Here is a 22,285-nt window from a genome sequence, read left to right as displayed (position 1 = left end):
AGGATTGTGCTAAGTAAATTGATTTTTTATATCTAATGCAAGCCGTTGTGATCGGGGCCAGTGGATTCATCGGCTCTCATCTGGTGGATGGTTTGCTAGAGGCTGGTCACTCAGTGAGGGCTGTTGTAAGACATGGGCCCGGATTGATTCCCAAGCAAGCGCTTGAAGCGTCTGGGCTGAAGCTTTATACAGCTGATATGGCAGAGGTTGAGCCTCTTGGCCATGCGATGGCGGGTGCTGATGTTGTGTTTCATCTAGCCAATGGCAGCTTGCCCCAGAGTTCGAATCGTGATCCTGCTCGCGATGTGCAGATCAACCTGCTGGGCGGGCTCAATGTTCTTGAGGCAGCTAGGCAGGTTCGTGCTGAGCGGTTGGTGCTGGTTTCCTCGGGAGGCACGGTGTATGGCGTGCCGAATGAGGTGCCTATTCCGGAAGATCATGCAACCAATCCCATTTGCTCCTACGGAATCACCAAATTGGCATTGGAAAAGTATGTAGCTCTGTATGAGCAGTTGCATGGCCTCAAAGGCCTGGTGTTACGCGTGGCTAATCCTTATGGAGAACGTCAGCGTTTGGATTCCGCCCAAGGTGTCGTTCCAGCTTTTTTGTCACGTGCTTTGCGGAATGAACCGCTAGAGATCTGGGGTGACGGCAGCACCATTCGCGATTTCCTTTATATCAGTGATGTCGTCCGAGCCTTGTTGGCTGTCGCCAGTTACGAGGGGCTTGAGCGAGTGTTTAATATTGGCTCTGGTCAGGGTACCAGCCTTAATGCGCTGGTTCGATTGCTTGAGGAGGAGCTGGGTTGTTTCTTGACTGTGAGCTACAAGCAGTCCAGAGGGTTCGACGTTCCGACCAATGTGCTCAGCATCGATGCCACGCATCGGCATCTGGGTTGGCGCCCTTCTGTGTCTGTGCCTGAAGGGTTGCATCGATTTCATCAGAGTCTTCGCTCGTCATGAGAAGTGGCAAGCCCATCAGGCTAGATTTGCTTGGAGATATCATTTGTAAATCGAAATACCTTCAGGCTTTTCAAGATAAATAACCCTCTACATTTTGGTTGAACTTATTTTTGAAAATAGGAAATAATCACACCTTAGACGAGGCCTTTTACAGTATCTCTTGAAACTGCTGACAGATTAAAATTTACGTAAGGAATCAACTTTGTCTTGGAATGATCCTAATAAAAGTTGCAAATAGCTTACTTTGCGTAGTTTGATGTTGGATGTTACGCTCATTCCAACTTGCAAAGGTAATTGGTTTCCGTTTTTAAGCTTGAGTTGTTGGCTGTCTAATAGGATCATTGCTGGATATTGGTACTGCAGCCTATTTTCCGCTTGATTAGGAGCGAGGGCGTCAGAGCCGATACTTTTGACTTCCCCTTCCAGTACGCCAAAGTCGGTCGCAGGGAAAGAGTCGATACTCACATCAGCGGGCATGCCCACCTTCACAAAACCAATTTGGTTGCTGGGAATTTCAACGCGTGCTTCTAATGTGTCATAGGGAACGATTTTCATCACTGTTTCGGTCCCTTGGGCAACATAACCTTCTCCACGAGGTTTGAGATCAAAGACAATTCCATGAACGGGTGAGCGCAGAACTTGGTAGCGAAGATTGACTGATGCTTCTGTGATTTTGGCTTGTAGTTGTTCTGATTCTGCCTTCAATTGCTGGATTTGTTGATTCTGAACTGCTTTTTGGCGTTTGCGATCTACTATGGTTTGCTTTAGCCTGCCGTTAACTTCAGCCACCGTGTTTAATTGTTGCAAGTATTGCAGCTCCGCAGTGGCTCCTTGTTCGCTAAGTTTTTTGTAACTAGCAAGAATTTGTTTTTGTAGCGAGAGATTTTGCTTTAGCATTGCCACTTCTTCATTGTTGAGAAGAAGATATTGTTCTAACTCTATCTGCTTTAATTCGAGTTGCTTACTCTTAAGTTTGAAACTCTCTTGGAAGGAGTCAAGCTGTTGTTGTGTAGTTTCCGCATCAAGCCGCATGACAACCTGTCCAGCCTTAACTTCTTCGCCATCTTTGACAAGAATTGCCGAAGCAATGCCTCCTAAAGGCATCTGAATCTCTTGAACTGAGCCCAAGGGTTCAAGTTTTCCAGTCACTGTCACAATTTCCTCTGTTTTTGCAACGGCTAGCCATCCCACTGCAAATGCGGCTGTCCCCATGAGTCCCCAAGTGGTGGCTCTCATCCAGATTGGCGATTGTCGAATTACTTCTCCTTCTGCATCGCGCTCGTTGAATAGTTGCTCTAATGAATTTTGTGCATTCTTTAAGAACTGGGCTGGTTTTTTGATGAGCTTCTCTATCTCTTTCATTACCCTGCCTCCTGTTGGCGATAGAGCGCGTAGTAACGACCTTTAAGGGCAATCAGTTCTTCGTGTGTGCCTTTCTCAACGATTGCGCCCTGGTGCAACATGACGATCAGATCTGCATTGCGAATTGTCGAAAGGCGGTGGGTCACAAAGAATACTGTGCAGCCCTTTAGGGATTCACGCAGGTTCTGGCAAACCCTTCGTTCGGTGTCGTAGTCAAGAGCGCTTGTGGCTTCATCCATCACTAATAGCTTGGGATTGGACAGCAATGTTCTGGCGATTGCCAATCTTTGACGCTGGCCTCCAGAGATGTTGGCACCTCGCTCTCCCAATTCGGTGCTGTAACCAGAGGGCAACTCCATAATGAATTCATGGGCGCAGGCTATATTCGCTGCTTGTTTAATCTCCTCGGCAGTTGAATTGGGGTCGGTTAGAGCAATGTTCTCACTGACGCTGCCGGTGAAAAGCAAAGGTTCCTGTGGAACGATGCCGATCTGCCTGCGAAGTGAATAAAGTTCAACCTTGTTGATGTCATAGCCATCAATACGAACGCGGCCTTGATCAGGTTCATAAAGGCGAGGCATCAGTTTCATAAGCGTGCTTTTGCCACTGCCGCTTTGGCCAACTAACCCCACGAATGTACCTGGGGCAATCGAGAGATTGATGTTCTTCAGTATTTGTGGAGCGCCACGTCTGAATTGGAAATTCAGATCGTCGAAATCCACTTGGCCACTGATTGGCGGCAGCGGAATCTTGCCTTGATCAAGCTCAGTTGATTCCTCGGGTGTGTCGACGATGTCTGCTAGGCGTTCGAAGCTCACCCGCAGTTCTTGAATGCGTTGCCAGATGGTGGAAAGGCGAAGTAAGGGTTGGGTGACATAACCACTGATAATCCTGAAGGCAATCAGCTGACCGAGTGTTAGTTCTCCATTGAGCACCATGCTTGCACCCACCCAGAGCACCATCAGCTGTGAGAGTTTCTGGAGGACTTGCCCGGTTTGAGTAAGTGCTGTCCCGGTAATCGTTTTTTCAAAGGTGCGGGCGATGTAACGGCCATAGCGCTCTTGCCATTTCCAACGGCTCACGATCTCTACATTCTGAGCCTTCACCGTCTGAATTCCGGTAAGGACTTCCACGAGGTGTGACTGGGTACGAGCGTTTTCCTCAGCTGATTGTCTGAATTGTCTGCGGAATAGGGGTGCTCCAACCAGTGTGATAGCTATTTGAATTGGCACCACGAGCAGGGCAACAATGGTTAAAACCCAGCTGTATAGGGCCATTACAAGGATGTAGATCACCGAGAAAGCTGCATCGATGATTGTTGTCAGTGCTTCACCGGTGAGGAAAGATCGAATCTTCTCAAGCTCTGCTACGCGGGTGCCAAGCTCACCAACTGGGCGACGATCGAAATAGCCAATCGGCAATCTCAGCAGATGATCGATAACTTCAGCGCCTAGGCGCATGTCAATGCGGTTTGTAGTATCTGCGAATAGAAAAGTTCGTAGGCTTCCTAGAATTCCTTCGAAAATGGTCACTGCCACGAGTGCAATTCCAAGTACCTGAAGCGTGTCTAGGCTGCGTTGGTTTATCACCTTGTCGATGATCACCTGTATTAACAGTGGATTTGCAAGCGTGAATAGTTGCACGACGAACGACGCCAATAGCACCTGCATCAAGGTGGTTCGGAACCTCTGAATCGCAGGTAGGAACCAGCTGAAGTTGAACTTCATCTCAGGTGTTGCCGTACTGCGATCGATCAGGATCAAGTCAAGGCCTTCGGGGGCTGCCTCTTGAATGGAAGCAGGGTTCAGTTCAAGCCAACCAAGGCGTGGATGGGCTACCAGCAGACCCTTCTCGTCACTGCGAAAAACAACGCCGAAACCACCGTCCCAGGGGATGATGCAAGGAACATTTATACGTGTGCAATGCTCAGCTGGTACACGGCCTCCAGATGCATGCAAGCCCATGCTGACAGCCAGTTGCCCGAGCATGGGCAAGTTTGGCTGCTTGCCGCGACGAACCGCATCGCGGATGGTTTTTTCAATTGAGTCCCGCCGGAACGGCAACTCCATGGCCTGTGCCAACATTCGGAAGCAAGCCAAAGTTTCATCTATTGGCCCCGATCCTGAAACAAAGGTGACTGATTCGTAGGGATCTTCACCGCTTAATTGAAGGCTGGAGCGAGGGGTGATAGCTGGCGAGATTTGTTCTTTTGGACTCTGATGACCCTGTTCGATTCGTTGTTGTTCAGGGGCCTTACCTGCCTTGAGCTGATTAACCACAGCTTTGGGCAGAGTTAGCAGTCGTAACGCGAATGAGCCTTGACTGCTATCCAGGGGGGTATCTCGATCAACAAGTGAGTTCAGTGCAAGCTTGGTGTTGCCACTGCCTATAAAGGCCAACTGTTCATCTGGTAGGAGTCTTAATGCCTCGCTGGTGCCGCTGATGACACCTGCCATTGGCACCACCTTGGCCAGTACATCAAGCACTCGATAGGGAGATCTCTCGCTTTGGTTCAGCAAGGCGATTAATAGCTTTGCCAGTTCAGCAGGGAAAAGGGTGTTGTTGCACCACTCGCGAAAGCTGGATTCTTCCTTGTAAAGCTCAGCGATTAATGAGTCTGGTATGGCTAAGGCCTTGATTGGAGTGGCTGCGCTTACCTCTTCGCAGCCCTCTGCTCGCAATAGCGAGGCCAGACCCACGAAGGAGCCCGACCCTTGTATTGCCAGGCTGGATAACTTTCCATCTTGACGACCAAGCAAACGGGCTTTGCCTTCGCCAATCAAAAGCACTCGATTGGGTATCAATGTGCTACTGCATAGCTCCTGTCCAATCGCGAAACTGACAGAGGTACTCAGCTCTGAAATCTTTTTATGGCTTGATGCTGAACAATTGCGGAAAGCAAGAAGGTTGCCAAGGAAGTTGGTTTCTGAGGAAACGGTCATGCTCGCCTTTCCCAACTCCTGGGCTCAAAACTCGGCAAGCTTACAGAGAAGTTTCTCCTGAATCCAATCTTGGAATAACTCGCAGGCCATAGCTTGTGCAGTCTTGTCATCAAACTTGGCTGCTTCAAAGCGCTCCAGGCGAGCCACCAACCACCACTCTTCGATTTTGAAGGGCTCAAGCAGTTCTCCTGGCTGACTGGTGCGTAGCCTTTCAGCAAGGGCTGGATGGGCCTGGGTCATCGGCACAGGCCCCACAATACCTTTGGTCCTTGCTTCTTTGCCGAGGCTGTGGTCGAAAGCTAGATCTGCAAAATTGGCTTCTTGGCCGGAGATACGCAAGTACAGTTCACGAGCGAGGTAGGCATCCTTAACGCGAAGCAGGCTATAAACAACGAGATCAAGTTGTTCTTTGCGGGCTAGAAAACGCGCTTCTGCTTTGTGATGAAAATGTTCATAGCTATATTTGTTAATTCGTAATGGCAATTCTAGTTGCCAACGTAGGTCTTCTTCGCTAATTGAGAGTGCCTTTAGCTTGGTTTTCAATTTGTCTGGCTTCTCCAGATTGTTTTGCTTGAGGTGGTTGTTCCAGAGCTGTTCGCTTTGCTCGGGCGGAAGCTCAATAGTGCTGACAGCGTCAGCGATAATCTCCGCACGGGCAGCCTGGATCAAAAGGTTGTGCCGACGTAGCAGGTCGAGAGCTTCAGGGCTGAGGTCTTGTAGAGAGAGAATCGACATCCGGTTGGAAACTGCTTTGCAAATTGATGCCCTATTGCTGCTGGAGAGGTCTACTGCTCGCAGCAAGTGCACTGGCAGTGTTCAGAAAGAAACTATGACCCAATCATCTTAGCCATTTAAAGACTCTGCCTCTTTGCCTTTTTTGCCATACTTGGGTGTTTTAAGAATTGCACTGCTGTCATGAGTTTGTGAGGATCAGCTGAAGAGCCATGCTGATTGGGGCAAGCGAGATTTAGAATATTGATTGATAGGCCTCCACCACATCACATGGTTCGTGACCTTCCTGTCGAAGCTTTAATCGATCCTTGGAGCCAGGATTTTGATCGCAGCATCGCTGGAGACGGATTTTTCGATATCTACATCCAGCGTGAGGCTGGACCTGTCTCAGTGAGTGGAGGCGTTTTCGGACCACAGGTTATCCACACTTTGGCTATGGATGATCCTTTTGTGGATTATTTCTTGTCTTCAGTCTCAGCCATTGATCAACAGATTGCACTCGATTTCCGCTTTACGGAGAGACCGCAAGATGCTGATTTGCGTATTTATTTTGATACAGCTATTGAGATTCCAGATGCTTCTGGTGAAATACTGGGGCTTGCTTTAGCCAACCAAACCCAGGGTCAGGCGCCATTTTGGGAAATTATGCTCAATAAGCCTGCTTTCAGAGGGAATGAGAATTATCTTCGATATGCGGCATTACATGAATTTGGTCATAGCCTGGGTTTAGAGCATCCCTTTGATAATTCAGATGGTGATGCAGTTGATGGGATTACTGATCCATGGAATAGCGCTTATCCAGAAGAGACTGTGATGGCTTATCGTAGTCCTCAGTTTGGTTTATGGTCAAATACTTTTACACGTAATGATTTGAGAGCGCTGCAATTAATTTGGGGTAGTGAATATGCTGATCCTTTGATCAATGGAGGATTGCTTGCCCATGATCATCATGGAGAATCTGCATCGATGCTATTTGATGAACAAGTCCATGTTTTGGCTCTAGACCATTCTGCTGCGTCTGGATCTCACGAGCATTCTGATTTGGATTGGCTGTTCGGATCATTCCAGGGTGGTTGTCGCGATCATTTTTTTGAGCAGATATTAGGGCACCTTCATTGATTTCAACGGGTAAGGCCCGGCACATGGGTCATGGCGTATTTGAAACCTTGCTTCATACAGATTTGCGGCAGTAGGCGTTCAATTGCATGCAGCATCGTGCCGTCGTAGCCAAGGGGCTCATTTGGATAGTCGTTCCAGTTCAGTCCAAGCTTGTAGAGCGGTTGAAGTGCTCCTTGGCGTGCCCAGAACATTGTGCCTACTGGGAAGTTGATTGCCTCTGGCAGATTTGTGATGCCAAGAGCGAAGGCCAGTCTTTCGGCTTCAGCTCGATTAGCTGTCCAGCCCAGGCAACCCGGATCATCTGGGAAAACCATGCCTAGGTTGCTGTCCGTTTGGAATCTCGATGCAATTCGATCGAGCATCGGTGATCTCGCATTTCCCAGTAAGTTCATTAATAAAAAATCTCGCCAACGTGATGCCACTCTTTGATCTATAAGTGCACTTTTTTTGGTGTGTAGATGGCCATGAATTAAATAATTTCGATCGAGTTCCCGGCCGAATTCACTAATTAAAGGGCCTATATCACGTCCACGGTTTGGAACTTGGTGCATGTTTGCAGCCTGTCTGTATTGACTGAGAACATTTTCGATTGCAGGTTTCAGCTCTGAATTCGAATAGCTAATAAACAAATCTGGTTGCAATGTATTGCATTGAAGTTGTTGGATAAGTTGGATCAGCAATTCAGGGTAGAAAACGTGAATATGCAAAGCAACCTGATTGTTGCTTGGTAACTTCTCTACTGTGCTAGATGCTTCAATTAAAGGAACCTGCCAAGGCCCTTTTGGCTTTCCATTTTCTATCCAATGGGCCAGTGGATCATGTTGTTGAATCGCTGGTTGTTGGCTTTCGAGGTAAATGCCTGGATGGAAACCAGGAAAGGGCTTACGCTTGTGGATATTATTCTTCCAAGCAAAAACATAGCGTTGTGTTAGCGCTAAGTCGGTTAGTTTTTCGCTTGTTGAATGAAATCCCCTGTTGATGACCTTTGAATCTAGGATGATTTTTATGTCAGCGTCTTCCTTCTCGACCTCCTTGGAAGCTGTATTGCCCAGTTCGATTATCTGTTGTACATAGGTTGGCATGTGGAACCATTGTTGAGCTAGTTTTTTTAGTTGCTCGCTGATTTTTGTTGCCATTTCTTGGGAGCGTAATAATGCTGTAGCTTTTGTCGCTAAAGAATTGCAGTCAAAGTACGGAGCTACGCACACTTCATGAAGAGATGGGTGTTTCTCTAGGAGGGTCGCGAATCCACAAGCTTCGTCAAAGCAAAGAACCGGAGTTGATTCCAGGATTGCGTCAATCGCGACATTGGGCAGGGGATCTAGTCTCGAACTTACGAGGAAGATATTACTGCGACTGATTAACTTGCTGTAGGCAGGAGATGCGTCAAGAATCACGATTCTCTCAGATAGACCACTTCGATCAATTTGATCTTTAATCCAAACCGATACATTGAAGTCATGATTAGGGTCATAACCGCTCCCAATCCAAGCAAACTTGACGTTGAGATCACTGGCTTGTTTGTGAATTTGTTGGGCTGTTGCTATAAATAGATCGACTCCTTTGCGAGGTTGTATCGCACCTGCCCCCATGACTAATAATGTGTCCTTTGCGAGCTTCTTGAAGAAGTCTGTCGCAGGATCTTTTGATGAAATATCCTCAGACTTTTTATTGTTGGCTTTCTTTTGTTTGACCTGCTTAGGTGGAGTGCAGCGACCTTGCGGCAAAATAATTGCTTGAACATCGTTTAAGTGAGAGCAGTTCCTGACTATGTCGTTCCATGTGAGCGGTGTCGAACAAATAATCCTCGAAGCCCATATACTGATTTCTGAGAAAATATCCAAAGGCTTGATATAAGTTACGAACTCATGCACCAAGCATAAGCAGGCGATTCCTTCGTTCCTTAGGGGCTCAATTAATGGAGCAGAGACAACTGAATTTACTATTGCGAAACGAATTTTTTTGGATTGATCTATGCGTTTTAGTGCCCTTCGTACAACTGTGCAGTTGATAAAGTTATTGCGAGTTGATATGACTGTTGTTGCATTTTTTTTGAAGTCTTCTTGGAGTTCTCCTCCTTCAAGAAGCATCACAACAACGTTGTGTGTATCGCTAAGATTTTGTGCAAGATTTAGAGCCAGGATTGGTGCGCCTGTTTTGCTCGCTTCGTGACTGACGACTAAAACAGTTTCTTTTGTGGAATCATGCGTTCTGACGCCACTTCTAATGATCATGCCTGCACGTGTTAAAACACGTTCATTGCAGATAAGTCGCGTGTAAGCCCAACGCAATAAAGGTTTGAGTTTGCGACCGGCTCCAGTATTGAGTAGTCCACGAAGAGAGTACGAACTAGTCATTCAAAATTCAGCGATCCGGCTTGGCATAGGCCAGCTGCAACCACGGATGACGTTCCTGCAGCAAACGGCTCAGTCGCCGTTGACGTTGGTTGGTCTGACTTTGCAGCATCGAATCACCGTGTTGTCGGTAAGTCGCTAGCACCTCTGGGCAGATCACACCATGGAAGTCAGCAGCGATGAGCTTGCACCAGAAGTCAAAATCTTCCCATCCACCTGGGATGTGGCTATAGCCCCCAACGGTCTGCCACACGCTGCGACGGATCAGGGCCATGGCATCAATCGCGTTGCCGTGCTGCAGTTGCTCCCGTTGCCAGGCATGTCCCTTCCCGACTAGCCCTATTGGCTGACCCGCATCATTGAGGATGCGTATCAAAGGGTGCACAACTGCAGTGCTGGCTGGACTAGTTTCCGCGATGTAGAGGCAATGCTCAAGGGCGGTTGGGTCGATCTGGTTGTCGGCATCCAGTACCCAGCACCAGGGTGAGTGCGCAGCTGCGAAGGCTGAATTGCGAGCTGAGGCCAGACCGCCGTTCGTGTGATGGCGGATTAGCTGCCCTCCGCAGAAGCGTGAACCATGTTGTTCTAGCCATGCCAGGCAGAGCTTCACGCTGTCGTCATTGGAAGCGTCATCAACAACTATTAGTTCAAGCTCTTGGAGAGTCTGAGCTTTGCTGCTGTTCAAAGCTTGTATCAGGCGATCGGCGTAATTGAAGGAGCTGATGCAGATGGCAGCTCGAGGTGAGGTTGCAGTGGTGTGCTCCCAGAGCCGCTCGATTGCTGGAATGGGTGTCTTTACGCACGGAGAAGCTGGTTGTCCAGCGCTGCGCCATTGCAGTTCTTTGAGTAGCTCCTCAGGACTGATTGGATCCTCAAAGCATGGAACATCCAGCTGCCTGAATAAGTGGCGTTCATAGGGTTCTGGATTCAGTCTTGCCAGAGCTAAGCCAAGCTGTTGGCAGTGTTTGATCCACTGCGCCAGCAGCTTGGCTTGGGAGGCCTGCAGAGCAGGCGCTGGGGGGAAACAGGGCAGCTGCATGACGCCCGCGGGGGGGGTCAGCCAGTTGGGATCGCTACTGGTTCCAAGGCAAAGGCAGGCGGTTTGCATGCTTGCAAGAGCATTGGGGTTTGGTAAGCCAAGTGCAGAGATTGACTCAGTTGGGCTGTTGAGCCAATGCCCTGCCAATCGGGCGGGTAGCGGTTCAGCATTCACGCCCAGTAGGCGCAGTAGCCTCAGCTGTGTAGGGTCGGGATCAAAGACGCGTTCGCGTCGGCTTAGTGCAAGCAGCAGAGCTGGGTTTGTAGCAGTGACGCTCAGGGGCTGAAGATGAAGTGTGGCCTGCGGATTGACTCCAGCGTTCGTGGTCAGCTTGGTGTTGGCGGCTATGGGAAGTTGATTGATCCAGAGATGGCTGTGCCATTGCTCAAGATCGGCTCCGATTAATTCAAGGTGAAGGGTTGTCGGCAACAATGGCCCGTCATGCGCACTGGGGTCGCTTCCGGGGAAGCCAGGGTGGTTAAGAGCGCTGAGATGTCTGAGGCTGCTTTCAGGAATTCCCTGGGTCATCCAGTGTTCCAGTGCGGATGGGTTGGATGCTCCAAGAGCATCGAGTGCGGCTTGCCAGGGATGTGTCTCTGCTTGGGATCTGCTTGCCTGGTGTTCTCTTTTGCTCCAGGTTCGTAGTGCTGCACTGTCTCCTGTGTTCGCAGCCTTGCGCAGATGCCGATACCAGCGATTCACGCTGCGGTTCAGTGAGATTTCTTCAGCCCGGGTTTGGCTGCGACGATGTTGCGGTTTGATGCAGGCCGCTGCTTGCTCGATTTGGCAGGGTGCTATTCCCTGCGGTTGGCAGAACGCTGCTAGTGCTTCGATTTGAGCTTCGGCGTCGCTAAACCAGCGGCCGTAATCGAGCACATATAAAGGCAAGCCATCGCTGTCATGAAGCAGTTGCTGGTGGTGACGAAGCCAGAGCCCCGAGGCACGCTGCTCGTCCATTGCTGCAGTGCCTCCATCGCGTTCCACGAGCGACACGACTACTTCCGCTGGGTTGCGCACTGCCAGCAGTAGCTTGAGCGGGATTGTCAGTTCGTTGCAGACCTCTTTCCAGAGTGGGAGCAGTAATGAGGTGCGGGGATCCTTAATCGCCCAGGAGTTTGTTTGACTGTGGAGGTCTGCGCTGAGTAGACGTTTCAGGCAGTTGGCAGCCCTTTGCGCTCGGGGACTTTCCATCCAGTCGTTTGCTAGGGGCTGCAGGCCGGCTGCGCTTGGCCACCAGCGGCCTAGATCGATGAGGAGCTCTTCTTGTAGGGCCGTGATGTCACTGCGTTCGAAATACCCATCAGGGTTGTGGATATCGCCGGGGATCAGGGGTCCAGGCATGGCAACTCCCAGTGTTTCGAGAATGGAGCCAAGTAGGGAAGTTCCGCTGCGGTGCATACCCACCACCAGGATCAAGGGTGGATCTGTGCTCATGTTTGGCGGTCCTGCTTGTAGACGCATTCTTCCCAGTAACTCCAGCGAGGGTTCACTGCTCTGATGCGTTCGCGGTCCTCGTTTGTGAAAGTAGCTTTCTCCATATGCTGCTGGGGCTTTGCGTTTTCGCGGGGCAAGTTCTTGAAGGGAGCCGTGGCTGTTGGAAGCAGTGGCAGCAGATGGCGATTGAGGTCGTCAGGGAGATGTTCAAGTCGAAGGGCAGTGCAGGTTTCATTCACGTTGAAGTAATGCAGCCACCAGTCAGCCGCTACCCAGGTCCCACCCAGGCGCAGGGAATAGAACAGTCCACTGCGCACCGGTTCAAAGGCAAGATCTGACAAGTTCATGTGTCGCCTTTTGTGCTGCCAGTCACTGATCAGCCAAGCTTCTAGGCGCCTTGCGGTAATGAATCGTTGGCGACTACCCGCTCGCCATGAGCCGCGGCTTTCGCGCAAGGCCACTGAATCATGCTTTTCAGCTTTGTGATCTGGATCGATACTGATACCAGCTAGCGATCGCTCTCTGAACAGATGGTTCATGGAGGTACCGCCGGTTTTGGGCAGATGTAGCCAAAGGAAGTTGTCAGCGATGATCATGGCTGGATCGCCTATCCCCAAGGGTGCAGTGTATGAGTGGCTGCTTACCTGAATTTATTGGTCTTGGCGTGCAGAAAGGTGGTACCACCACGCTGCACAAGCTGCTCGATCAGCATCCTGGTGTTTTTCTTCCGGCCACAAAGGAACTGCACTATTTCAGCTTGCATTACATCCAGGGTGATGATTGGTACCGGCAAAAGTTTGCGCCAGCCCATCAGGGGCAGCGTTGCGGGGAGATTACGCCGTATTACCTCTTTCATCCCCAGGCCCCAGTGCGCATTAAGAGGTTGCTGCCAAATGCTCGTTTGATCGTGCTTTTACGCGATCCGGTGGAGCGCGCGATCTCTCAATATTTTCATTCCCGCAGGCTCGGACTGGAGCAATTCGATCTTGAGCAAGCGTTGGCGGCAGAGTCTGAAAGGTTGCAGGGAGCTACGTATCAACTTGAGGCCATCGATGGTCACCACCGCAGCCATCAGGAACACAGTTATCTCAGCCGCAGCCGCTACGAGCAGCAGTTGCCCGATTGGCAGCACAATTTTTCAGCCGAGCAGTTGCTGATCCTGCGCAGCGAAGACTTGTTTGTATCACCAGAGCAGGTGTGGAAGCAGGTGTTGGATTTTCTCGGTTTGGTTTGGATGCCATTGCCGCAGCTTGCTAAACCTGCCAATGCTGGACAAGGAGAAGGTGCTGAAGTGCATCTTGCAATCCGAACCGCTTTGCGGGATCAATTGGCGCCCACTTATACCTGGGTGGAGAAGCAGTTCGGAATCCGCTGGAGGTTCTGATGACGTCTTCTTCAGCATGGTTGATCTTTCTTTCGCCCAGTTTAAAAAGGGCTTGGGAGCACTTGGCGACTTGCTGTGCGGTTGCAGGTAGGGCACAAATAATGATGCCGATCTTTGCTCTCAGCGACACATTGACGGCTAATTGAGCCGAGGCCGCAAAGCACGAACTGCTTTGAGTACGCGGGCGGGGTGATTCTGGGCGCTGTAAGCCTCAGCTTCTTGCTTGGATAGTTTGCGTCCCTGTGGCGCACCATTTGTTGGCCAGCCCAGCGGTGGTGTGGCGTGGAGATCGCCAGCCCAGTGCTGCAGCACATGGACCATTTCGTGGCTTAGCAGGGTGCAGAGTTCCACTTGGGTGGGCTGTTGTTTGCCTTTGCGTGTAAGCAATATTTTTCCTGGTCGTCCGGGTGTGGCGTGGTAGGCCGCATCGAGGTTGTGCATGCCTTTGTTTTGCCAACGCACAGCTACCCCTAGCCGCTGTGCTTCTTGCAGGAAATTCTCCACGCATGGTTCGGCAGGTATTTCCATTAACTTCCTAGTGCTCCATTAGCGACCAGTTGGAGCAGGCTGAGCTGCTGCTGCACGCAATGAGTTAGTTCAAACCTGTCCAGCACAGTGTTGCGCGCAGCTTCGCCCAAGCTCTTAGCCCTGCGTCGATCTTGTAGTAGAGCGTCGATCGCTTCTGCTAGATCATTGGGTTGAAAGAAATCAACCAGCAAACCGTTGTACTCATGCTTAATTACCTCTTTCACTGGTGCTGTGGCTGAGCCGACAATGGCGCAGCCGATGCTCATTGCTTCTAGCAAGCTCCAGCTGAGAACAAAGGGATAGGTGAGGTAAACGTGCGCTTGGGAAAGTTGAAGGATCGGCAGAAATTGTTCATAAGGCACTCTGCCGGCAAAGATCACTTTGCTTGCGTCGTATTGCCCTTCAATCTCTTTTAGAAAGATGTCTGTCCACTCTCCCTCTGGGCAAACGGCTCCATAGCTAACACCTTGGGTTTCACCCACGATCAATAAACGCGCGTCTGGTTGAAGTTGTTGAATTTTTGGAATTGCTCGGATCATGGAATGGCAGCCGCGATAAGGCTCCAGCGTGCGATTGACGAAGGTGATCAGTTTGTCGCTGGGAGATAGAACGGTGCCGTCGGACAGCGTGACGGGATTGGGATTGGGATTGGGGCAAGCTTTAACTGTGTCGATGCCGTCGTGAATCACGCTGATGTGGTTGTGCCAGCTTTGTGGGTAGGTGCTGCGCTGGAAATGAGTGGGGGTGATGCACCAAGTGCTGGATGCCAGATTGAGCAGCTGGTTCGCAGTTTTCATGCGGATTTCAGCGCAGTTTTCCCAGGGGGGTTCGCCTTGGAGTTCGGGATCAAAGTCGTAATCGAAGCCCCTCGGGTTGTAAAAGAATTCCTGATAGGTGAGCAGGGGAGTGTGCGGCCAGATGTCTTTGATAAACAGCAGTTCACCCCAGCCGGGATGACCACATATGAGATCTGGGCTGAAGCCTTGTCGCTTAAGTTCAGCGGCGGCCCTTGCACAGGGCTCTCCTCGGAGCACTTTGGTTTCAAGATCCGTCACCCAGGGGTGGAGTCCGGATTGGTTGCCACGGTTGAGGCTGTAACGGAAGTACTGCACGCTGTCGGGCAGGGGCTCGGCGGCTTCGTTGATGCCCAGCCCTACTAGTTCATGGCCGCCTTGGGCATGCAGTGCGCGGAGTATATGGATGTACTGACCGGGGAAGCCCTGGTGTACAAACAAGAGTTTCACGGCAACTATGCCCTTGCAAGCAGATTATGGTGCCTGATTTCGGATCCAGCATGTCAGCACCGCTGCGCCTGCGGGTTGTGATCCCTCATTTCTTCCGCGAGGGGGCAAGCGAGGGCATTGGTGGTTACGGTTCCGGCCGCCGCGGTAATCGATTACCACGCAGCCTCGCGCTGGCTCGTTGCTTGGGCAGCGTGTTGGGATTGAACCGTGCGCCTGAGGATTGGATCCTCAATATGGCCGAGCAACATCTTGAGCGTACGCCTGTTGCAAAGGCTGTGGGTTTGTCTGGTGTGCAAGTGGATCTGCACCTGTTTGTGACAGGCCAGGATTGGCTAGAGGATGTTGTGGACGTTTTTGCTGGGCGCTTACAAGTGCATCAGCTGGAACTTGAGGATCCACGTCAACTCCCTTTGCGTGCTGCGCGCGCCTTGATAGATCATGCCAATCCCACCGACCTCTCGTTGTATTTGGAAGATGATCTAGTGATACAGGATTCCTTGTATGTCGATAAACAATGGTGGTTTACTGAGCGTACGCAGCATCGCTTTGTGTTGATGCCGCATCGCCGGGAGCCGACGGTAGCCAACGCCCCACAGCAGTTATTTGTTGATGGCCCGATTAAGGCTTTAGGACAGGAGTCTGCAGTATGGGCAAGTGATGAAGAGGAGGTGGCTAGTGGTCAATTTTGGGATGGTCAGCAAGTCATATTTGTGCGAGCACTCAATCCCCATTCCGGCAGCTTTTGTTTGAGTGAACAGCAACTGACTCAATTGCGTTCCCTGCCTTGGCCACCAGCTCAATTTGTTGGTCCGCTTGAAACTGCTGCAACAGGTACGGTTTTGAATGTATACCCTGTGCTTAAACCATCTTGGTCGAATAGACGATTTTTGATGCTTGAGCACAGCAATCCATCCTTTTTGTCAGCATTAGATCAACTGCCTCGTAGATAGAGAGAATGATAAAAGAGGCCATAATTGCATGATGATTGGGGCCGCATATTGGCGAATAGGCTGACCCCAAACTAAAGCTTTACATCGGGTAAATCCCATTGCTTTGAATATTCTTAAGCCCTATTTCTAGGGATCAATTATAAAGCAAACTAGTTGCAAGCATCTAAGCCTTTGCATTGATTCGATTTAAGCTTAAGCGATGAGATGACGATGAGGTCTGTCTTGGGTTTCTCTCCTATGCTTTTTTGATATCTATATTGCGTTAAAAAGGTTTTGATTGAGTCCAGTTATTGAAAAGTGCTGTTTAGATGATATGCGCTTTTATTGCAATAGCTTAAGAGCTTTAACAGATGAGAATTGGCTGCAGAGATTTATAGAATGTAGGTGAAGTTAGTCTTTGCTTTGTGCTGCATTTGTCAATAAAAGGTCAATTAGAGGCAATCATTATGGTCAGTAGGATAATATTGAGTTCGCATTCGAGTTGTATTGATTTTGCTATCGTTAAAGCAGTCTATGCTTGGTTTTCATCCTGCTTTCATTGGGGCTGATGTGCTCATGGATGAATTCCAATCTTTTAGTTAAAGAGTACTTTTCAATCCATCAGCTAAGTTTATTTGCAGGTCATAAAAGTATGTTTTGATGGCTCGTTTCATCAATGGAATGTCCTATCTTATTAGATCCAATCGACATAAAAAATCCGCCTATAGACGGATTAGATGGAAATCATGATTCACCAACAAGTGAATAGCCTTATAAAATTTATGAAGACTATTCACTTGTTGGTTAATGATTAAACAAATACAATGTCGCCGGCTACCAGAGTGGGTGCAGCAGTAAGAGTGGCTACGTGAGCAACTTCGTCATTATTTGCGATGGCCGCGCCATTTCTGTTATTTTTAAGTGTATATTGAAAAATATTATATTCATTTGTGCCGGTAGTGTCTTGGATTGCAACGTAGGCAACATCATTGGTTTGACCGTTAGCAATAGTACCGACCACAGTTGAAACATTTGCTCCAGTTGTCGTGCCAGCTTGGTAATTTAAATTCTGACCGGTCAGGATAAAGAATGCATTAGCACCAATATCCCAAGCATTTTGGGCGCCGGCAGCGGCCGCTGCACCGGATCCAATCCAAGAAGCAGCAGCAATACTTATTTTATCAGTACTACCCCCACCAAAATCAGTAATGGTATCTCCAGCTGCCAATCCATTAGCAACAGCAACAGAAGCACCACCTTGACCTACTGCTGTGTAAGCGAAATGATCTATGCCACCCCCACCTGTTAATGAATCTGTTCCCGCGTTGCCGGTGATCGTATCAGAGCCGACCTCCCCAAGTAGAGTGTCAGCAACAGTTCCACCCGTAACAATATCGTTGCCGTTGCTACCAGCTAGATTAAGTGCAACAGTTGCAGTAGCACCATTCAAGGTGTCGTTGCCAGCACCACCAAGGATATTGGAGTTAGTAAAGGAAGTAATTGCATTGACGGTAATCGAATCATTACCAGCATTTCCGTTGATCGTATTGCTTGAATAAGTAGTACTTGCTAATAAATTAATCACATCATTGTCATTATCGCCACGGATGATTGAATCATCATTCCCACCACGTATGTTTAGGGTGTCTTCACCTGCTCCTCCAAATACAGAAGATGCGGCTGTCCCAAAAGTTTCAATTAAATCATTGCCCTTGTTGGCATTGAATATCGACGAGGCCAGCGAGCCTACGCTTAAGGTGTCAATGCCGGCGCCACCATATATCGTAGATTTTGTTACTGCATTAAAAGTGCCTTGATCGTCATCCTGATTCAGGTTGATGAATCCTGAGGCTAAGCTTGCGGTTGTATTGATTGCTGTAACAACATCTTTCCCTTTACCACCTTTTATTGTGTGATTCGATGCACCTTCGCCTTTTGCATCATTGTCGTAGCGGATAGTATCAGTTCCATCACGCCCACCGGTGTAGGTAGGAACAGAACTATTGGTAATGTCTATCGAATCCGCGCCAGAGGTGCCAAGATAAGATGTAGCATCGGTAGCAGAAGCACCCGGTGTGGTCGTGAAAGACATTTAATTGATTGATTTCTAATCAAAGTTCATCTTACAACTATTGATGCGACCTAGTCAAGCATCAGCGGGATAAAAAGTGTGACCAGATCTTACAACTGGCGATTGAGGGTGTTCAATTATGCACCAAATAGTAAGTCATAATGACTTACTATTGAAAAAATAGCAAGGCACGATTGAAATTGGAAATGGCCGGCTTTGCTATTAAAGATAGTGAATAATCAAGTATTAATTTCTAATAAAGTCTGTAAGGGCGAAAGAGTTTGCATCAGCCACACCTGTAAAGCTTGCGACTACGGTAAGATTACCTCCACCATCAGTATTGGCGTCGGGGTCATAAAACAGTGTGCTATTGCCACCTGTATCATTTAACCAGAAAACAGCGCCATCAAATGTTCCGTTTTGCGCAGCAAGGAGAGTATCTATTTGAGCATTAGTGTAGTTAGTGCTGTTAGTATGATTGCAAATTAAATCAGCACCAGCAATACTTGTACCACCAGCACCACCATTACCTATAGCTGCTACAGAAACTTTTGTATTAAAACCACCAGCTCCGAAATTGGCCACATCAAATACAGTGTCTTGAAATTCTATTTGGTCAGTAGCACCACCTGTTGCAAAGTTTAGAATGGTATCACCAGCTTCATTGGCGGCTGTAAAATCGACAATTTTATTACCATTGGCACAATCAATTTGGTCACTACCTACGCCTCCGACAAGTGTATCATTACCACCTGCGGCGCCCGCACTAATGGTGTCATTACCTGTTCCACCAACTAAACAGTCGTTTCCAGTATTGCCGGTAATACTATCGGATAAGGTGGTGCCAGTGATTCTTGAGTGAGCACCACCAGTAATCTGATCAATATCAATAATGTCGTTTGTATCGGAAAAGGCTGTTCCAGTTACTGCAGTAAAGGTTAGGTTGGTTAAATCAACTGCTGTACCATCATTAACATTAACATCTAAGGTTGCATTTCCTGCGGCATTATCATTCACATTGATGGCCTGACCAGTTAAATGACTGCCAAGGAATGTTCCCGCATGAGCACCCATCATTCTGATGTTCTCAATTCCAGCCGCAGTTAGAATAGTTCCGTTTGTAATCGTGGAGAAATCAGTTGCTGTATCGATTCGAATAAGATCTCCATTTGTTTGATTTCCATTCCCTCCATTCAAGGTGTCACCAGCAGCATCGCCTGTATTGAATATAAAAATATCATCTGAATTGCCACCATCCAGGGTATCCGCACCTGCGTTACCGTCAATGGAATCCGCACCTGCATTGCCATTGACAGTATCAGTGGAGCTACCACCGGTTAGGTCGTCTGCTCCGGCATCCCCTGACATTAATAGAGCTACTGTTGAGGCACCACCGTTGATACTGTCAGTGCCAGCACCACCATTGAGATTTGAATTTGTGAAAGTGGTAATAGCGTTTACGGTGATTGAATCATTGCCAGCGTTTCCATTTGTGGTGTGATTCGAAAGATCGGCACTTGTTGAAATTGCAATGGTGTCATTATCATTATCGCCACTAACTTTAGAGTCTGCTTGTACTCCACTAATTGTCAAAGCATCTTCACCTTGCCCCCCGAAGATTGAGGAACTAGATGATCCAGAAGAAGTGATTACATCATTACCTTTGTTTCCGTTTAACAAAGTTGAGGTGAGCTGATCTATCGCATAAGTATCTACTCCTGCGCCTCCAAAAACCGTAGAAGATGAAACATTGTTTAGAGTGAAAGCATCGTTATCAGCATTCAAATTGACGAAGCTATTGGTTAGCTTAGAGGTTGAATCTAATGCAGACAAAGTATCAACACCTTTGCCGCCTTTGACTGTAATGTTGCTGGTAACGAAAGCTCCTTGTCCATATTTAATTGAGTCACTGCCTTGACGACCACCTACGAAGGCTGAGCCAGACTTAATTAAAGATATGCTGTCAACCCCTGATGTCCCAAAATAGGAGGCGCTGTCAGACGAGCCTGCTCCTGGGACCGTAGTGAAGGCCATGAATGACATGAAAACGTAATTTACTATAGTCCATAAAGCTTGCCTCCACTTGCCGCTGTGCCACTTTTGTCTCTGGGGTCGAAGCTGGTCTCTGAAATTTGAGTATTACTTTTTGCTTGCAATTAGTTGAATGTTTGCAATGTGCTGGATTTGCTCATTTCAATAATAGGATTAGCTTGAATTTTTGCGAAAACAATTGTAGATTGCATCGGAGAAATCCATGGTAAATTTCCTGCCGTCAAACAGGCTACTTTTTTTAAGCTTTTCCCGTAAGCTTGCGCGCATCGTTTCTCTTATTGATTTGTCTTGAGCAATGCGTAAAGCGATTTCTTCAAATTCAATTTGATTATTAGCGATTAAATTACTCATTCCGCAGTGGTGCATGATTGTCGACGATATCCGCTGATGCATGCCAGGCCCCTTTAACGTCACAGTAGGTACACCCATCCAGAGAGAATCAACTGTTGTAGTGCCTCCTGTTAGAGGCATTGTGTCTAAGCAAATATCAATTTCATTATAGCAGTCAAGATAGTGACGCCTTTCAGCCCTGTTATTATAGAATTTTATTCTATCAGGAGTAACTTTGTGCTCCGCAAAAGCTGAGATTAAGTTTTTTCTTAGATAATAAGAGTCGTATTCTCTGCGTGCTAAAAATAGCTTAGAGTTATTAGTTTTTTTAATAATAGAGCTCCAGTGTCTTATGGTATTAAGCGTGAATTTGTATGGATTATTGAGAGAGCCATAAGTAATAAAACCTCTTGTATCTTCAGGTGACCTGTCAGTTATCTCTACTTCTTGCATGTCGCTAAAGCACAATGAAGAACCTTCTGTAATTAGTAGTTTTTCATTGACTAGGTCGATATCATCAGGCATGAGGTGTCTATCAGTAAAAATATAGTCAATATTTTTTATACCTGTGGTGCCTGGGTAGCCAAGCCAGGTAATTTGTACTGGAGCCATTCTTTCAGCCATATTTGGTAGTCGACTTCCTTTGGTAAAACCTGCCAAATCAATCATGACATCCACACCTTCTTTTGTGGCAATGTCTCTTATCTCAGTTGGGTTGCATGCAGTTATATTGATAAATGTATTTGAATTCTGCATGAATCGTTGTGTCCAATGGTCGCATACATTTGAGTTGCTTAGGCAAACCAGGTTGAAATTATTTCTATCGATATGTTCAAAAATTGGCCATATAAATCTGGCTACCGAATGATCCCGAAAGTCAGGACTTATAAATGCAATCGTGATTCTACCCTTTTTCTCTGTAATTTTATTTTTAGTGCGATAACCGTCGTCATTGCGTTGCTCGTGTTTTTCTAAATCAATAAGACTGTCTCCCCATAATTTTGCCAATGTTGCCATTCTGATGTTATCTTCCCGTGTTTCTGTTGAAGCCAATAACATTAAGAATGAATTGTATTTGCTTGCATGCTGGCAAAGCATAACTAATTCGTGCCAATTAATCTTTTTGATCCGTTCAAGATCTACACATCTTCTCAGATATGTTAAATGATCACTCCAAACCAAGTAATCTGTTTTTGCGTTATGGACTGATCTAGAAGCATAGATATACGAGTTATCCATATCAGAATATAAATGGTATATTCCTGAGATATTTGTTAGTGCATGTGAATGATTTTCGTCTAGCTTAAGTACATTTAGATATGCTTCTAGGGCTTGATCATATTGCCCAAGATCATACAATGCAATTCCAAGTGTATTCCAGCTATCACCATGATTCGCATCTAGCTGTACTGCTCTCTGTGCAAATGATAAGGATGCTTTTTTGTGTCCAAGATTTCTGGTGATAACTGCTAGGTTTCTAATGGTTGCTGAATCATTCTCTACAAGAGCAATAACAGCTGAGAAGTAAATACCTGCTTCTAAGTATTTTGTTGAATTTGCTAATTCTAGGCCTTCATCACTTAAAGCGATTGCCATCTGTTTAGCCTCTTTTGAAGTTTTTGTTTTATCTACAATCTTTTTCTTAAATAAGTTTTTTAGAGCTTGCCATTCAGAATTTGAGGCAAGCGCGTAGGCTTCTTCAGTTAATACGTTCTTGAATCGTTTTTTCACGACTAAGACAAAAAAATAAAAAATGGAGAAAAAAAAAGACCCTCTAAAGGAGGGTCTTTTTGAGTTGTCATC

General features: G+C 47.7%; 15 protein-coding genes. 4 read left to right on the top strand and 11 right to left on the bottom strand.

All coding sequences use genetic code 11. The features are described 5' to 3' along the window. Positions 1-35 precede the first annotated feature (35 nt). A complete protein-coding gene (locus SIB68_RS08205) occupies positions 36-962 on the top strand; it encodes an NAD-dependent epimerase/dehydratase family protein (RefSeq protein WP_063399247.1) in 927 nt (308 codons plus the stop codon). Between the two features lie 177 nt (positions 963-1,139). Here SIB68_RS08205 and SIB68_RS08200 read toward each other — a convergent pair whose 3' ends face one another. The 3 genes from SIB68_RS08200 to SIB68_RS08190 are packed head-to-tail and all read right to left on the bottom strand — an operon-like array spanning position 1,140 to position 6,073. Next, positions 1,140-2,324, bottom strand: coding sequence for an HlyD family secretion protein (locus tag SIB68_RS08200; protein WP_063399246.1), 1,185 nt, complete (start codon positions 2,322-2,324; stop codon positions 1,140-1,142). Then, a complete protein-coding gene (locus SIB68_RS08195) occupies positions 2,324-5,266 on the bottom strand; it encodes an ABC transporter transmembrane domain-containing protein (RefSeq protein ID WP_063399245.1) in 2,943 nt (980 codons plus the stop codon). Before SIB68_RS08195 ends, SIB68_RS08200 begins: the two co-directional genes overlap by 1 nt. Positions 5,267-5,290: 24 nt before the next feature. Then, positions 5,291-6,073: a peptidylprolyl isomerase gene (locus SIB68_RS08190; RefSeq protein ID WP_413681824.1), complete on the bottom strand. Its 783-nt coding sequence runs from the start codon at positions 6,071-6,073 to the stop codon at positions 5,291-5,293. A 315-nt stretch (positions 6,074-6,388) separates the two neighbouring features. Here SIB68_RS08190 and SIB68_RS08185 point away from each other — a divergent pair, with 315 nt between their 5' ends. Beyond that, positions 6,389-7,117 carry a matrixin family metalloprotease gene (locus tag SIB68_RS08185; protein WP_155724873.1) on the top strand — a complete coding sequence of 243 codons (729 nt, stop codon included), beginning with the start codon at positions 6,389-6,391 and terminating at the stop codon, positions 7,115-7,117. Positions 7,118-7,119: 2 nt separating this feature from the next. Here SIB68_RS08185 and SIB68_RS08180 read toward each other — a convergent pair whose 3' ends face one another. The 3 genes from SIB68_RS08180 to SIB68_RS08170 are packed head-to-tail and all read right to left on the bottom strand — an operon-like array spanning position 7,120 to position 12,540. Next, the gene (locus SIB68_RS08180) at positions 7,120-9,474 is read right to left on the bottom strand and encodes a rhamnan synthesis F family protein (RefSeq protein WP_081215459.1); all 2,355 of its coding nucleotides are present in this window, start codon (positions 9,472-9,474) and stop codon (positions 7,120-7,122) included. Between the two features lie 7 nt (positions 9,475-9,481). After that, a complete protein-coding gene (locus SIB68_RS08175; protein WP_196757071.1) occupies positions 9,482-11,944 on the bottom strand; it encodes a glycosyltransferase in 2,463 nt (820 codons plus the stop codon). Further along, positions 11,941-12,540, bottom strand: a complete 600-nt coding sequence (locus SIB68_RS08170; protein ID WP_155724872.1) for a hypothetical protein — start codon at positions 12,538-12,540, stop codon at positions 11,941-11,943. Before SIB68_RS08170 ends, SIB68_RS08175 begins: the two co-directional genes overlap by 4 nt. A gap of 32 nt (positions 12,541-12,572) precedes the next feature. Here SIB68_RS08170 and SIB68_RS08165 point away from each other — a divergent pair, with 32 nt between their 5' ends. After that, positions 12,573-13,328, top strand: a complete 756-nt coding sequence (locus SIB68_RS08165; protein WP_063399241.1) for a sulfotransferase family protein — start codon at positions 12,573-12,575, stop codon at positions 13,326-13,328. Between the two features lie 138 nt (positions 13,329-13,466). Here the strand turns inward: SIB68_RS08165 and SIB68_RS08160 are convergent, their stop codons facing one another. Together SIB68_RS08160 and SIB68_RS08155 are read right to left on the bottom strand one after the other, a co-directional pair. Then, entirely contained in the window at positions 13,467-13,856 is a 390-nt protein-coding gene (locus SIB68_RS08160) for a hypothetical protein (RefSeq protein WP_063399240.1), read from the bottom strand. Further along, the gene (locus tag SIB68_RS08155) at positions 13,856-15,100 is read right to left on the bottom strand and encodes a glycosyltransferase family 4 protein (protein WP_063399239.1); all 1,245 of its coding nucleotides are present in this window, start codon (positions 15,098-15,100) and stop codon (positions 13,856-13,858) included. Before SIB68_RS08155 ends, SIB68_RS08160 begins: the two co-directional genes overlap by 1 nt. Positions 15,101-15,150: 50 nt before the next feature. Between SIB68_RS08155 and SIB68_RS08150 the strand changes: the two genes are divergently transcribed. Further along, the gene (locus tag SIB68_RS08150; RefSeq protein ID WP_155724871.1) at positions 15,151-16,050 is read left to right on the top strand and encodes a hypothetical protein; all 900 of its coding nucleotides are present in this window, start codon (positions 15,151-15,153) and stop codon (positions 16,048-16,050) included. A gap of 790 nt (positions 16,051-16,840) precedes the next feature. Here the strand turns inward: SIB68_RS08150 and SIB68_RS08145 are convergent. The 3 genes from SIB68_RS08145 to SIB68_RS08135 form a co-directional block, all read right to left on the bottom strand. After that, positions 16,841-18,121 carry a beta strand repeat-containing protein gene (locus tag SIB68_RS08145; RefSeq protein ID WP_063399237.1) on the bottom strand — a complete coding sequence of 427 codons (1,281 nt, stop codon included), beginning with the start codon at positions 18,119-18,121 and terminating at the stop codon, positions 16,841-16,843. A gap of 225 nt (positions 18,122-18,346) precedes the next feature. Further along, positions 18,347-20,134, bottom strand: coding sequence for a beta strand repeat-containing protein (locus SIB68_RS08140; protein WP_063399236.1), 1,788 nt, complete (start codon positions 20,132-20,134; stop codon positions 18,347-18,349). Positions 20,135-20,305: 171 nt separating this feature from the next. Further along, positions 20,306-22,213 carry a tetratricopeptide repeat protein gene (locus SIB68_RS08135; RefSeq protein WP_063399235.1) on the bottom strand — a complete coding sequence of 636 codons (1,908 nt, stop codon included), beginning with the start codon at positions 22,211-22,213 and terminating at the stop codon, positions 20,306-20,308. Positions 22,214-22,285 lie beyond the last annotated feature (72 nt).

It is taken from the genome of Prochlorococcus sp. MIT 1323 (genome assembly GCF_047304905.1).
Classification (GTDB): domain Bacteria; phylum Cyanobacteriota; class Cyanobacteriia; order PCC-6307; family Cyanobiaceae; genus Prochlorococcus; species Prochlorococcus marinus_D.
Note: the sequence above shows the minus strand (reverse complement) of the source record. Positions and strands in the feature narration are given on the sequence as shown.